A 12,032-nucleotide genomic window follows, 5' to 3' on the forward strand; every position below is an offset into this window, starting at 1 on the left:
TGTTGCCTTAAAAGCCAAAATTCAATTTTGTTTTTGGTTTTTGGATAGATGTTTGTACGTCTATCTCTCAAAACTTTCACAACTGTTGGCTTACATAGATCCAACTCTTTTGCTAATGCATCACACGATAAATTCAATCGCTTTTTGTACTCACGCAAAAGCAAGAATTGATCATACGATAGTTTGACGGTTCCGGCCTTCATTACTCAGCCTCCCCAATATAATCAACCGTTGTTATAACGGCTATTCGGTTTAAATTGATAAACGTGTAATACTCTTTTGAGTAAACATTTTTGCCTCGAACTTCATGGGCTTTAAGTTTAAAAAGCTTGTTCTTATCGGCTTTATCAATCAAATCAGTCAAATAATAAATATCGTAATCAGTCCATAAGATGTCATTATCAATCTTGATAACTGTGAATGTTTGCTGCAACTACTGTTCCCCCTTCTTTAACTCGTAAAGTTCATACACGGCCTGTCTTTGCTTATCACGCTTTTGAACGACTGTATCAATTTCTTGACGGGCCACAATTTCAATATGAATAAGCCTTCTAAGTCCCTCTTTGTATTTTGTAGGATCTAAATCCTTGTCAATCAGCTCCGCAAAAGCTTGTAATTCATCAGTGCTAATATCACTGATATTTAAAAGATTTAGTTCTTTACCGGCTATTGTCATCAGCATCATTCCCTTCTAGGTCTTTAAAAGCGTTGTCCAAGTAATCCAATGTTTCAGGGCTTACTTTGTTTTGCTTTTGCTGATAATCATAGTTCTTTTGGTGTACCTGGCTTAACTCGGTTGGGCTAGGTTCGGTTTTGCGTTTGACAAAACCACCAAAAGCAACCGGCCGTTTTGCTTTATTCTGCTTTTGCAGCTGACCTTGATTTAAATAGTTCTCAACGTGGCTAGGCCTAAACAAGGTTGAAGGTCGCATGTATTTAAACATGTCGGTTCCAATCCATGCATCATACATGTTATCTATGACCTGTTTTAAGTCATAGACACCATGACCCTTTTCAAAATCCTGTTTGATAAAGTTTACAGTCTCTTTTGTGGTTGGGCTGTAATTAGTGCCTAGCTTAGCATTTAGATAATCAATAATTTCTTTTATTGCCTCTTCATGCTTTACCCACTTTTGAACTTGTTGAACTTGCTTTTTCGGCTTTTGCTTTTTAGGCTTATCGTTAACAACGGGTTCCGGTTCAGCGGAACTATATATATTAGTTCTATTATTTGTTTTATTAATATGTTCTATTATGGCGAACTGTGGTTCACCTGGTTTGCGTCCTGTAGTTCGCCCGTCCCCCGAACTGTGGGACACCTCCCCGGTGAAATCTATTTCTTCACTTTGCTTTTTTACATCAGTTGGAAAATAAATTTCTCTGTTAATTACTGCTCCACTTTCTGGATCAACAATATTTTTTGTTTCAATGTAGCCAAGGATTTTTAATTCTTGCAAACACTTTTGAATTGTTCGTTCTGTGCAATTCAATCTCTCTGCTAACTTCTTATTGCTTAAAAAGCATTTGTTAGTTACGTTAAGAATTGAACTGATCTCACCGTATAAAATTATTGATCTAAAAGATTTAAATCTTGTATCATGTGCAACTTTTGCCGGAATGTACAAGAAGTAATTTGATCCCTCGAATTGTTCCATTTTTTCGCACCTAGCTTATTTCAAATCCCCGTACTCTGATAAAATCCAAAATGACTCTTTATATTGCCCATTGGTATATCGCTTTTTGTCTCTTTTTAAATAGCCCTTGTTTTCTAGCTCTTTCAATCCGCTTCTAATACTGGTTGTGCCCTCGGGTGTGTGTTGAACAAGCTTTTTAAAATCTTGTTCGCCACCATTTTTAACTTGTGCCCATAAGTAAACAAATATTCCACGGGCTTTAAATGATAAATTATCAGCATTAATTATTTGGTTTGGAACATTCGTAACACTATCAATTTTTCTGATGATCATTTTTAATGCCTCACTATTCCAAACCATCAAACAAATTTTCTGGATTTTCTGGTTCATGACCATCAACCAGCTCTTTAATGGTTTTATCCTCCGTCTTTTGTTCTACTGGTTCTGGTTTGGGTTCAACCTTCTTAGCAGAACGCTTATAAATATCACTCAGCTGTTTAATTGCTATGACTGTTTGTGGGTCACGTTCTGACTTGATCCAATTTTGAACGTCTTTATCACCATCAATAGCATCTTGCATAAGATCAGCCAATTTAAGCCGTCTACCAGCATATACAACCATGTAGCTATTCAATTCACTATCGTTTAAATAGTGTGCTTGTGGTTGTTCTGGCTGTTCTGGCTGATTGTTTACGAACTGTTGTGCATCATCATCATCCTCACTAGCTATGCCAAAAGAAGCTGATAAAGAATATCTTTTAGCATATGAAAGTAGGGATGCGGATGATTGAGCATTACCAACGTTTGCTGACTTAAACCATAATTTTGACAATTTAACGGCACAACCCGAACTGTCAATGACTAGCGTTTCGGCCCATATTCCGTCAATATCAATACCAGCATCAACGGAATAATTAAGACAAGGTAAACCGTCTTTATCCCTAACCTGGTTAACGGCTTGTTGAATAGCTTTATCAACGCCTGCTAAATCAGCATATTTATAGTTGTAGCGTTGGCCGTTCTTCATCTTTACCGACACGGAATGTGTCTTTTTGGGTTGAATGATCAGCGCCTTAACGGCGTTGAAATGCTTAGCCCAGTTTGAGAATTGCTCCGAATTTCCTATAATTTCCATTTTTTCTATCTCCTCTTCAATGTATGAGCGTTACCGGCTTTAATACCCATATCTTTAATAAACCGTTTTAACTGGTCCATTTGATAAGAAGTGACGCCATAGAACTCTAAACTAAAATCATAGAGTTTTTCTTTTACTTCACCTGTCTCAGGATCAACAAGGTATTTACCCTGTTTTTTAAGATCCTTTTGCTCTTTTTGTTTTGTCTCCGCTTGTTTTTTAGCAATTGCAGCCACGTCTTTTTTATAAGCAGTCATTTCTTGTAAAACCGTGCTAAGTGATTTGCTAGTGAGTTCATTAATCCAATGGCTCTCAGGCAAACCTAATGTTTGAGCTTGCAATTTAACGGCCTTTACGTTTTCTTCAAACTCCAATTGTTTTGCAACTAGGATTTGAATTTGTTGATTGATACTTTTATCAATCGTTTCAAACCTGGTTGTTTTCAGGTCCCATTTAGAATCATATTCAATCTGGTTTGGATCAATACCGGACACATCAGCCAATTTTGCAATGTACCTTATATTAATACTGTGTCGGTCTGCTTTTTCCTTGTCTTCTAGCTGTTTGATGCCTTGATCAATCTTGCTAGATGTAGCATTGATCTTATCAAGCAAAACCTTAATGTTTCGCTTGAACTCAGTAACTGGCGCATCAGCTTGTTTGCTGATGTCAATCTTCACTCTATTGATCCCAGTTTTAAGCCGGTTTAAATCCGCTCTAACGGCTTTTGACTCTTTAATACGTTCTGGCTTAACTTCCCAATTAGCGTATTCGTTAGCTATTTGATCAACGGTTTGTGCCATTTGGTCATATTCGGGGAAATTGATTTTGGCCGGTTCAAAAGTTACTGCAAACTTTTTATTTGCAAAACTTATTTGATTAACCTTGTTTGGTACCAATTCTTGCATTTTAGTCATCCCATCTATCCTCTAATCTGTAACAGTTATAACTTTCAGCTAGCCAATCTTTGAACTCTTCAAAGTTATCATTGCTATTAGCTATTAGATCAAAAATAAAATCTGATCTATCAATTATCCCGGGTGCTCGGTTGTAACCCAATTCATCAGCTAATGCATTTAAATCATTGTTTAACTCACTTAAACGCCACTCTAAAAATTCATACACTGATTTGAACTGGTATTGATCTTTGTTTTGCAACTCAGAACAATCACTAATAGTTGCTTCTATGTCATCAACCCAGACAACTAATGCATAAGGATCAGCATGAACCAATATTTCTAAGTAATCCAAATCTTGATAGAACTTTATTTCTTTACTTTGTAGCATGTGCTATAATCTCCTTAGGTTTTCTTATAAGATCGCTATTTGTTAGCGGTCTTTTTTCTTTTATCAGCAAAAATTGCGTTACTTGCTTCTAGCAATCTTTGCTTTACATCATCATATTTATCTGATCTTTTGCTCTCAGGTCTCACAATCTCACCTCAATCCTTTAGCTTTTAAAATTGCGTTGGTTATCGCAATTACTACTTGTTCTATCACTCCTAGGGTTCCGCCAATCACTAAAACCCAAAAAGTAATTTTGCTGATTACATCACAAACATCATTCATGATGTAATCAAGTTTGCAGCTTCCTTTAGGCGCCGGAATGTCACCAAAAAAATCATCATCATCAAAACCAAACATATTAAACCTTCTTTCTAATATTCTTGAATTTTGTTGTGTGATAGTTTTCATACAAATCAGCAACTTGATAAAATACAGTATTTAGATCAGTTTTTTCATCTGGTTTAGCTTTCAACTTGATTGAACTTGCTTTAAAAAATCCCCAACTTAAAGCGTGCAAGTCAATTGAAATGTAACTAAAACTGTCAAATACTAGCTCAATGAGTTCACCGTATGGGTGGTACTGCATAAGCGCTTCACACCCATCAGGATTTACAACTATGTAGCAGTAGTTGCCCAATCCTTTTACATCATGGTTGCTTAAAACTTCGCAACCGTGATCTTTTAATTCATTAACCATCAAAGTAATTGGTTCCATTTTTTCTACCTCCTAAATTCCTAAAAGCTCACGCTTTTTATTGTCTGATTTCCATTCAATGAACTTATCCCAAAGATCAAGCTTGATAAGTGTTCGATTGCCATCAAACACTAATGCTGATGCATATGGGCTAGTTAAGCACTCCGCACGTCTTAAGTAATAAGTGCTTAACGAGTAATGTTTTAATTCCATTAACTCGTTACGAGTAACTGTTTTCTCCATTTTTCCTCCTTTTTGTTCACTTTAGTGAACGTTTTTAGTAAAAAAAAGTGGAAGTTGTTCTTTGCTAAAACCTAATACAGACATGATTTTAATGAATTCATCTATGCCTATATCACGTTGGCCGTTTTCTTTTTTCCAATAGGTATTAGTGCTAATGCCTATCTTGTGGGCTAATTCGGCCTGAGTAAGTCCTTGGGCCACTCTTTCGGCTTTTAGCCTTTTAAGATCAAACTCCATGTAACTTTTCTCCTTTCGTTCTCTTTTGTGAACATCTTTATATTATAACTATCGTTTCTTTTTGTCAACAAAAAATATCAAAAAGTATAAAAAAAGTATTTTTTTGTCAACATTTGGGGTATTATATTAATTAAAGGAGTTGATTAAATGAGATCAAGTAGCGAAATAATAGATTACCTTAATGAACTTCGTAAAGAACAAGGTGTATCAATAAGTGAACTGGCTAGAAGAGTTGGAATGGCTAAATCTGGTGTTTCCAGATATTTTAACCACACAAGGGAGTTTCCTATTAATAGAGCGCCTGAATTTGCAAAAGCATTACATGTTCATGTAGAAGATATTTTAGGAGTTGATTCTTTTGGTAAAGATATAGATGCTGACACTGCTCCAAGTCATAAACCCACCTATAAGGATTTAGGTTTACCGTATAAGGGTGTTATACCTGATGATTTAAACGATTATTATCGTTCAATTGTTGAAACATATGCCAAAAATAATAAGGTGCCTAAAAGGGATGTAGCTGATGATCTATAAAAGAGATGATTGATTTGAGTAATAAGCGGAATAGAGAACGTTTGATAGAATATCTTTTAAATTTTGCGTTTGAAAATGGTATTGGCTTCATAATGGTTAAGGTTGGCCTTGATGACCCGTCTGCTAGCTATCCAGATACTAGAATGATGGTTATCAATACTAATCTATCTGATCCAAATGAATTGCCGTTCATCATAGCGCATGAAATAGCACACTTGATGTTAAAGCATAGCCGTTTGGATTTTGACAGTTCCCCTATCAACGGTTTAAGAACTGACTCAAATGCTGACAGATACGCTTTAAAAATGTTTTTGGAATATTGTAAAATAAACGATTTTTGCTTTGATACCTGGTTTAAATTTGCTGAGGTGTTTTGTATTCCTAAACGTTGTTATTATCTTTTAGAGAATTATTTTAGAATGGTCGGTTAAAATGAATAAATTAGTTAAGAAGTTAGCATTAGCTAGTGCTTGTGTAGCTCTTTTATCAGGTGCAACTGGTGCACTAGTAGGAAACAATCCAGTTCATGCTGCTAAAAGTCCTAGTTGGATTAAATATACTAGGAAGTTTTACCGAGTTGAAATCAAGAAAAAAACACAGGTTTATAAAGTTATTCCAGGTAAATATGCTGCTTTAAATAGATATAAAAAAGCATATATTTTAAATCCTGGTGACACAGTAGCAATTCGTGCACGTGGCGTTAATTGGGGTTGGACTATAAATGATTACAAGCATTGTTCTTTTAGAAGTGTTGATGATTTAAGTTGGTTCCACACAATTAATTATGATTACTACCCAGCAACTTGGTTTGATGATGATAGTGATGACAATCTTTTTTACAAGCTTACTGACAAGCAATTTAAGCCGTTAAAAAAGATATTGAATACCTATTATAAAAATCCAAAATTATTAGCCAAAAAATCCAATGCTTACTTTAAAAAGCATCATTTAAAGCCAATTGATTTTAGTAAGTAAATACAAAAAAGGCAGCTACTCCGTCGCCAAACATCATAGTTGCCTTTTTATAAAACATGTAGCCTTAACTCATATTAAGACTACTCTATTATATCAAAAATGGGGTAGAAAAATGAAAGAATATTCAATGACTATTACCGCCCTACCTAGTGGTAAATTTAAGTATACACAGAAATACCTTGACCCTTATGCTTCAAAACCTGGTTCGTTGAAATATAAGTCCGTTTCTTGCACGCTAGCCAAAAAGACAAAGCAAGCACAGGCGCACGCACGGGCCATATTAAGTGAAAAAATAGAATTAGCTTTAGGTAACCTAGGGACTAGCAATATCACGCTTAGAACCCTTTTTAAGCACTATTGCGAGCATTACAATTTGAATAAAGATAAGGCTGAGCTAGATCCTTCATATCAAACTTATTGGGTCTACCAAACTCATATAAAAGAGTACATAAATTCTTTGAATGACTTAGACCCAATCATTAGCAATTTGGATGTTCCGTTTTTCAAGGAATACTTTGATAGAATGCAACAAAAATATTCTCATTCATATTGCAATATTAGGCGTGCAGCGCTCTTACATTTGTTCACTTACGGTATAGAGTTCGGCTACATAAAGACTAATCCAATTCTAGGATTAAGACTAAAAAGACATAGGATAGACGCCGTTAAACTCATAGAGAACAAATATCTAACTGATAAAGAATATAAAGATCTGATTGATTATGTTAAGAAGGCCGGTAAAATTAATTATGCTGATCTTTTCGAAACCATGTATTTAACAGGTTTGCGTTTTTCTGAAATATCTGGTCTGCAAGTTAAGGACTTCAAAAAGATAGACGGTAAATATTCTCTTATCATCAATGGAATCTTAGTGAAAAAACATAAATCTAATAATCAAGCCATCAAGCGTAAAGCAACTAAGACAAACGCCGGTATGAGAGTCGTATATTTGCCACCAAAAGCAAGCGAAATTGTAAAAAAGCATTGCATTAACAAGAATGATAATCAGTTCATTTTCACTAATAAAAAAATGCCATTAGTTTATACAAGCACTAACCAGTATTTAAAACGTGCAGCCAAAAAAGCCGGTATTAATAAAAATATCACTACTCACTTTTTTAGACATACGCATATTTCAAAGTTAGCAAGTTTGGGCGTTCCCTTAGAAGACATAAAGAAGCGTGTAGGTCATGAATCAGCCAAAACCACCGAACAAATCTATTATCACATGCTATCTGAAAGTAAGGATAAGCTTGAAACGATTGTCGATAAGTTGTAAAATGCTTTTAGCATCGTAGTTAAGAATTTGTTGTTAAACATACCTAAAAGCCACCCTTTAAACGGGTGGCTTTTAGTTTCGTCTTCTTTTTGTCTTCTTTGCTATTTTCTAACCCTCTCAAATCCTTTATATATCAAAGGATTTGCAATTTTACGCAAAAAATGGAGTTTTCTTTTTTTATTTTTGATTTTTTTGAAAAAATTTACTTTTTAGGATTATAAAGTTGCTTGAACAACGTCAAAAATCCCTGGGTTAATCCAGAGCTTTTATTTTACTCAGCTATTTTTGAAAGAATCTGCTGACGGGTTCAAATGACTTACGATGGATTGGTGTTGGGCCATACATTTCTAAGGCCTTAAGGTGATCTGCCGTTCCGTATCCTGCGTTATGGTTAAATTTATACTGAGGATATAACTCATTGTAATCATCCATCAATTTATCACGGAACACTTTGGCTATGATCGATGCTGCCGCGATTGAATTTGACTTGGCGTCTCCCTTAATTAACTTAACTTGAGGGATGTCGACTGGTACATTCATGGCATCTACTAGCAAGGCATCTGGCTTTATACTTAAGTTGTTAACTGCCTGGGCCATAGCTAGGCGGTCTGCTTCATAAATATTGATTTGATCAATTACTTCGGCATCTTTAACGCCAACTGCTACAGCTACGGCCTGTTCAAGAATTTTAGGATACAGTGCCAGTCTTTTCTGCGGACTTAATTTCTTAGAATCGTTAACATCTAACAAATCAAAGCTACTATCGATTATTACCGCTGCTGTTACAACTGGTCCAGCCAATGGTCCTCTACCTACTTCATCTACTCCAGCTACAATTTGTCCCTTTTTCCAAAACTTTTCTTCATATGAAAAGCGTTTTTGGAATTCCATCTTTTTAGCTTGAAGCTTTTCTTGCTTCTTGTGATAATTAAGCAGGAGTTTCTTCACGCCTGCACGCTGATCATCAGCAAGTTCTTCCAATAATTCGGTAGAAACTTGATCTGCATTAAGTAAATTCTTTATTTCGGTAATTGTCATAGTCTATCTAATGTTATCTTTCCAATCTTTCCTTTACGCAAACGTTGCAACATGTACAAGGAAAATCTATCATAGTCATCTCTCATACCATAAATATCGGTCAATGCTAATAGTAAATCAGTATCAGAAATTTGTTCAATTTGTTCTTTAGTTGATCTAGCAAACTTGACTAATTCTGCTAAGTAGTATTGACGCAGCAACTTAATCGTAAATAAAGCAACGTCGTCAGCGTGGAATACTGTATCCTTGATTGCGCCAAATGCTGCCAATTTATAACCTACTGCTTGGTCATCAAACTTAGGCCAAAGAATCCCCGGTGTATCCAAAATTTGAATGTTTGTAGATGTCTTTAACCAAGTTTGCCCTTTAGTAACACCTGGTTTGTTTCCTACTTCTGCCACGTTACGCCCAACTAGTCGGTTAATGATGGTCGATTTGCCACAGTTTGGAATTCCAGCAAATGCAATTCTAATGGTAGGATTCACGGCACCCTTTTCTTCCAACTTCTTAGTTTTTTCGCTGGCTGCTTTTTTGATCAGATGAATAAGTCCCTGCATGTTGGTATTGTGAAGTGAATCCATTGCCAAAACAAATTTGCCATTAGTTTGCAACTTCTTTTGCCATGCCTTTGTCAAAACGGGATCCGCTAGGTCAGCCTTATTTAAAATAATTACGTGTGGCTTAGTACCAACTAAATCTGCAATCATTGGATTGCGTGATGAGCTTGGAATTCTTGCATCCAAAACTTCTACTACTACGTCAATTAGATTTATCTTTTCTTCTAATTGATTTCTAGCCTTATTCATATGACCTGGATACCATTGAATAGTTGCCATAATAAAAACTTCCTCTCATTTCATTACTCTTAACATGATGAAAACTACTTTTGCGCAATTCCTATTTGCTTAATTTATCATTTTTGATGGGGTGTTTTCAACAGTTGTCTGATTGTTTTTCATTTTAATAAAATTTAGTAACAACTAATTAGAATTGTATTTTACTGAAACAAAAAATCTTCTTTCTCCACCCGATAAAAAAAGCGATCAACCTAAATCAATCGCTCAAATTATCAAAACTTATTTAAAAAATCATTCCAGAACTAATACTGCATCTTTTCCTGGTATAACTCGTATGCACGGTCAAAGATTGACATCTCTGGCAAATAACCCGCATTTAATTCTAAATAATCTGCCAAAGCCTCATAATCCTGTTCTTGCTTTGGAAATGTAGAATCGTGTTGAGCATTGTTGGCAAATTCAGCTATGTCATCATGTGATCCTGGATCAATTTGAGTCATCAAAAATCGATAAAAACTCTCTCTGTACATCTAAGTTCTACCTCAAATAGTATAAAATTGCGTATGCGCCAGTGCCTGCGTGCGTTGCAATAATTGGACTGGTTTGTCTTACTAAAACGTTAATTTCTGGATTTATTTGACGAATTCTATCAGCTAATTTTTCCATTTCGTCTGGCGTATCGACGTAAGAAATGCCAACGTCTGAGATTCGATCTTTATTTTCTTCGATATCTTTGAGAATATTTTCGTCAAATGCCTTAGAGAACTTCTTTCCTCTACCCTTTTTATCAACTTCTAGTTGACCATTAGGCATAGAAAGAGCAATACGGATGTTCAATAAAGTTGCAACCTTACCAGATAGGGCTCCTAATCTACCACCCTTGATCAAATTCTTCAAATCTACTACCATCATGCCCAACTTTTGACCGGACTTAATTTGATTAACGTGGTCAATAATTTCTTGCTTAGATTTGCCAGCTTGTGCATCCTTAGCCGCTTCCAAAACTTGCAAGCCTTCTGCTCTATCAGTTAATTCTGAGTCAATAATTGTTACTCTGTCTTCTCGATCGGCAATTTCGACTGCTTGTCTAGCTGCATCGATTGTTCCACTAAGAGACTTAGCTAAGAAAATTCCAATAACTTCAGTATCTTCATCTTCAGTCAGTTGCTTAATTACATCAACAAATCTACCGATAGATGGTTGACTTGTCTTTGGCAATTCTTCAGCTGCTTTCATCTTTTCAACAAATTCGCTTCGACTGATGTCTTCACCATCAACATAAGTCTTGCCTTCAATCGAAATGGTTAAAGGTACTACGGTAATTTCATATTGCTTGATTTCTTCTTCTGTCAATTGAACAGAGGAATCAGTCATAATTTTAATCTTTGTCAACGTTTTCGCCCTCAATTCTATTAAGCTCATAATTTATGCTAAAATGTGAGCTAGCGTATAAAGTTAGTATAACAAAAAAATTCTTTATTAAAATAACAGATTGGATTGAACTAATGAAAATAAATAATCTTTGGAAAGATCCTAAAGTCAGATCTAAAAAATACAATATTCTAGACAATGTTTTTAGTGCTATTACCCACGGTATTGGCTTTGGACTAGCTGTAGTAGGACTGGTGATTTTAATTGTTAAAGCAGCCCAAACTGGCAGTGCTCTTAGAGTCGTAACCTTTACAATCTATGGCGTGTGTCTAATTTTGCTCTACCTATTCTCCACCTTATATCATAGTCTGATTTTTACCCGTGCAAGAAACGTTTTTCAGATTTTTGATCATTCGTCCATTTTCTTGCTGATTGCTGGCTCCTATACTCCCTACTCTTTAGTAGCAATTGGTGGTGCCTGGGGATGGACTTTATTCGGTCTTATCTGGGGTTCAACAATCATAGGCATTGTCTATTATATATTCAATCGCGGCAAACATGTAATCTTTGATACGATTCTTTATGTCGTCATGGGTTGGTTAATCATTCTGTCAGCCAAGTATTTATACATCCGCCTAAGTCCAACCGGCTTTTGGCTACTTGTGCTCGGCGGGGTAGCTTACACTGTGGGGGCTTTGCTTTATACAATGAAGTCTGTCCCATTTATTCACGTAATTTGGCACATGTTTGTTTTGCTAGGATCAATCCTGATGTATTTTTCTGTGTTATTCTACATATAAAACAGTCA

20 protein-coding genes are annotated in these 12,032 nt (G+C 35.6%); 5 read left to right on the top strand and 15 right to left on the bottom strand.

Annotated elements, in window-relative coordinates:
* Positions 1–202: 202 nt before the first annotated feature.
* From BN53_RS05125 to BN53_RS05175, 11 genes are all read right to left on the bottom strand, one after another.
* Positions 203–433, bottom strand: a complete 231-nt coding sequence (locus BN53_RS05125) for a hypothetical protein (protein ID WP_009559859.1) — start codon at positions 431–433, stop codon at positions 203–205.
* Positions 434–676 carry a hypothetical protein gene (locus BN53_RS05130; protein WP_009559860.1) on the bottom strand — a complete coding sequence of 81 codons (243 nt, stop codon included), beginning with the start codon at positions 674–676 and terminating at the stop codon, positions 434–436. It lies immediately after the preceding gene.
* Entirely contained in the window at positions 660–1,655 is a 996-nt protein-coding gene (locus tag BN53_RS09270) for a conserved phage C-terminal domain-containing protein (RefSeq protein WP_009559861.1), read from the bottom strand. The genes BN53_RS05130 and BN53_RS09270 overlap by 17 nt, the downstream gene beginning before the upstream one ends.
* 15 nt (positions 1,656–1,670) lie before the next feature.
* Complete coding sequence (locus tag BN53_RS05140) at positions 1,671–1,967, bottom strand: helix-turn-helix domain-containing protein (RefSeq protein ID WP_050992851.1); 297 nt, start codon at positions 1,965–1,967, stop codon at positions 1,671–1,673.
* 13 nt (positions 1,968–1,980) lie between these two features.
* Entirely contained in the window at positions 1,981–2,769 is a 789-nt protein-coding gene (locus tag BN53_RS05145; RefSeq protein WP_009559863.1) for an ERF family protein, read from the bottom strand.
* A gap of 5 nt (positions 2,770–2,774) precedes the next feature.
* Entirely contained in the window at positions 2,775–3,686 is a 912-nt protein-coding gene (locus BN53_RS05150; protein WP_009559864.1) for a DUF1351 domain-containing protein, read from the bottom strand.
* Entirely contained in the window at positions 3,679–4,056 is a 378-nt protein-coding gene (locus BN53_RS05155) for a hypothetical protein (RefSeq protein WP_009559865.1), read from the bottom strand. The genes BN53_RS05150 and BN53_RS05155 overlap by 8 nt, the downstream gene beginning before the upstream one ends.
* Positions 4,057–4,206: 150 nt before the next feature.
* Positions 4,207–4,413, bottom strand: a complete 207-nt coding sequence (locus tag BN53_RS05160; protein WP_009559867.1) for a hypothetical protein — start codon at positions 4,411–4,413, stop codon at positions 4,207–4,209.
* Between the two features lies 1 nt (position 4,414).
* Positions 4,415–4,771: a hypothetical protein gene (locus BN53_RS05165; protein ID WP_009559868.1), complete on the bottom strand. Its 357-nt coding sequence runs from the start codon at positions 4,769–4,771 to the stop codon at positions 4,415–4,417.
* 12 nt (positions 4,772–4,783) lie between these two features.
* Entirely contained in the window at positions 4,784–4,993 is a 210-nt protein-coding gene (locus BN53_RS05170; RefSeq protein WP_009559869.1) for a hypothetical protein, read from the bottom strand.
* Positions 4,994–5,014: 21 nt separating this feature from the next.
* Complete coding sequence (locus BN53_RS05175; protein ID WP_009559870.1) at positions 5,015–5,230, bottom strand: helix-turn-helix domain-containing protein; 216 nt, start codon at positions 5,228–5,230, stop codon at positions 5,015–5,017.
* A gap of 147 nt (positions 5,231–5,377) precedes the next feature.
* Here BN53_RS05175 and BN53_RS10090 point away from each other — a divergent pair, with 147 nt between their 5' ends.
* From BN53_RS10090 to BN53_RS05195, 4 genes are all read left to right on the top strand, one after another.
* On the top strand, positions 5,378–5,764 hold the full coding sequence (locus BN53_RS10090) for a helix-turn-helix domain-containing protein (protein ID WP_009559871.1): 387 nt from the start codon (positions 5,378–5,380) through the stop codon (positions 5,762–5,764).
* Between the two features lie 14 nt (positions 5,765–5,778).
* Positions 5,779–6,195 carry an ImmA/IrrE family metallo-endopeptidase gene (locus BN53_RS05185; RefSeq protein ID WP_162129758.1) on the top strand — a complete coding sequence of 139 codons (417 nt, stop codon included), beginning with the start codon at positions 5,779–5,781 and terminating at the stop codon, positions 6,193–6,195.
* 1 nt (position 6,196) lies between these two features.
* The gene (locus BN53_RS05190) at positions 6,197–6,739 is read left to right on the top strand and encodes a hypothetical protein (RefSeq protein WP_009559874.1); all 543 of its coding nucleotides are present in this window, start codon (positions 6,197–6,199) and stop codon (positions 6,737–6,739) included.
* A 112-nt stretch (positions 6,740–6,851) separates the two neighbouring features.
* Positions 6,852–8,018 (top strand): tyrosine-type recombinase/integrase, encoded by a 1,167-nt coding sequence (locus BN53_RS05195; protein WP_009559875.1) that lies wholly within the window; start codon positions 6,852–6,854, stop codon positions 8,016–8,018.
* Positions 8,019–8,297: 279 nt separating this feature from the next.
* Here the strand turns inward: BN53_RS05195 and BN53_RS05200 are convergent, their stop codons facing one another.
* The 4 genes from BN53_RS05200 to BN53_RS05215 form a co-directional block, all read right to left on the bottom strand.
* Positions 8,298–9,056, bottom strand: a complete 759-nt coding sequence (locus tag BN53_RS05200; protein ID WP_009559876.1) for a ribonuclease HII — start codon at positions 9,054–9,056, stop codon at positions 8,298–8,300.
* Positions 9,053–9,892: a ribosome biogenesis GTPase YlqF gene (ylqF, locus tag BN53_RS05205; RefSeq protein ID WP_009559877.1), complete on the bottom strand. Its 840-nt coding sequence runs from the start codon at positions 9,890–9,892 to the stop codon at positions 9,053–9,055. Before ylqF ends, BN53_RS05200 begins: the two co-directional genes overlap by 4 nt.
* A 263-nt stretch (positions 9,893–10,155) precedes the next feature.
* Positions 10,156–10,383, bottom strand: coding sequence for a YozE family protein (locus BN53_RS05210; protein WP_009559878.1), 228 nt, complete (start codon positions 10,381–10,383; stop codon positions 10,156–10,158).
* A 7-nt stretch (positions 10,384–10,390) separates the two neighbouring features.
* Complete coding sequence (locus BN53_RS05215; RefSeq protein ID WP_009559879.1) at positions 10,391–11,245, bottom strand: DegV family protein; 855 nt, start codon at positions 11,243–11,245, stop codon at positions 10,391–10,393.
* 113 nt (positions 11,246–11,358) lie between these two features.
* Between BN53_RS05215 and trhA the strand changes: the two genes are divergently transcribed.
* Positions 11,359–12,024, top strand: coding sequence for a PAQR family membrane homeostasis protein TrhA (trhA, locus tag BN53_RS05220; protein WP_009559880.1), 666 nt, complete (start codon positions 11,359–11,361; stop codon positions 12,022–12,024).
* Positions 12,025–12,032: the final 8 nt, after the last annotated feature.

Origin of the sequence: Lactobacillus pasteurii DSM 23907 = CRBIP 24.76 (genome assembly GCF_000297025.1) — a bacterium.
GTDB classification, from domain to species: Bacteria; Bacillota; Bacilli; order Lactobacillales; family Lactobacillaceae; genus Lactobacillus; species Lactobacillus pasteurii.

Excerpts from the sequence above, each read along its gene's own strand:
- BN53_RS05190 (WP_009559874.1), top strand. The coding sequence starts at position 6,197 with ATGAATAAATTAGTTAAGAAGTTAGCATTAGCTAGTGCTTGTGTAGCT.
- BN53_RS05145 (WP_009559863.1), bottom strand. The coding sequence starts at position 2,769 with ATGGAAATTATAGGAAATTCGGAGCAATTCTCAAACTGGGCTAAGCAT.
- BN53_RS10090 (WP_009559871.1), top strand. The coding sequence starts at position 5,378 with ATGAGATCAAGTAGCGAAATAATAGATTACCTTAATGAACTTCGTAAA.
- BN53_RS05140 (WP_050992851.1), bottom strand. The coding sequence starts at position 1,967 with ATGATCATCAGAAAAATTGATAGTGTTACGAATGTTCCAAACCAAATA.
- BN53_RS05150 (WP_009559864.1), bottom strand. The coding sequence starts at position 3,686 with ATGACTAAAATGCAAGAATTGGTACCAAACAAGGTTAATCAAATAAGT.
- BN53_RS05165 (WP_009559868.1), bottom strand. The coding sequence starts at position 4,771 with ATGGAACCAATTACTTTGATGGTTAATGAATTAAAAGATCACGGTTGC.
- BN53_RS05200 (WP_009559876.1), bottom strand. The coding sequence starts at position 9,056 with ATGACAATTACCGAAATAAAGAATTTACTTAATGCAGATCAAGTTTCT.
- BN53_RS05160 (WP_009559867.1), bottom strand. The coding sequence starts at position 4,413 with ATGTTTGGTTTTGATGATGATGATTTTTTTGGTGACATTCCGGCGCCT.
- ylqF (WP_009559877.1), bottom strand. The coding sequence starts at position 9,892 with ATGGCAACTATTCAATGGTATCCAGGTCATATGAATAAGGCTAGAAAT.
- BN53_RS05170 (WP_009559869.1), bottom strand. The coding sequence starts at position 4,993 with ATGGAGAAAACAGTTACTCGTAACGAGTTAATGGAATTAAAACATTAC.
- BN53_RS05175 (WP_009559870.1), bottom strand. The coding sequence starts at position 5,230 with ATGGAGTTTGATCTTAAAAGGCTAAAAGCCGAAAGAGTGGCCCAAGGA.
- BN53_RS05210 (WP_009559878.1), bottom strand. The coding sequence starts at position 10,383 with ATGTACAGAGAGAGTTTTTATCGATTTTTGATGACTCAAATTGATCCA.
- BN53_RS05195 (WP_009559875.1), top strand. The coding sequence starts at position 6,852 with ATGAAAGAATATTCAATGACTATTACCGCCCTACCTAGTGGTAAATTT.
- trhA (WP_009559880.1), top strand. The coding sequence starts at position 11,359 with ATGAAAATAAATAATCTTTGGAAAGATCCTAAAGTCAGATCTAAAAAA.
- BN53_RS05155 (WP_009559865.1), bottom strand. The coding sequence starts at position 4,056 with ATGCTACAAAGTAAAGAAATAAAGTTCTATCAAGATTTGGATTACTTA.
- BN53_RS05130 (WP_009559860.1), bottom strand. The coding sequence starts at position 676 with ATGACAATAGCCGGTAAAGAACTAAATCTTTTAAATATCAGTGATATT.
- BN53_RS09270 (WP_009559861.1), bottom strand. The coding sequence starts at position 1,655 with ATGGAACAATTCGAGGGATCAAATTACTTCTTGTACATTCCGGCAAAA.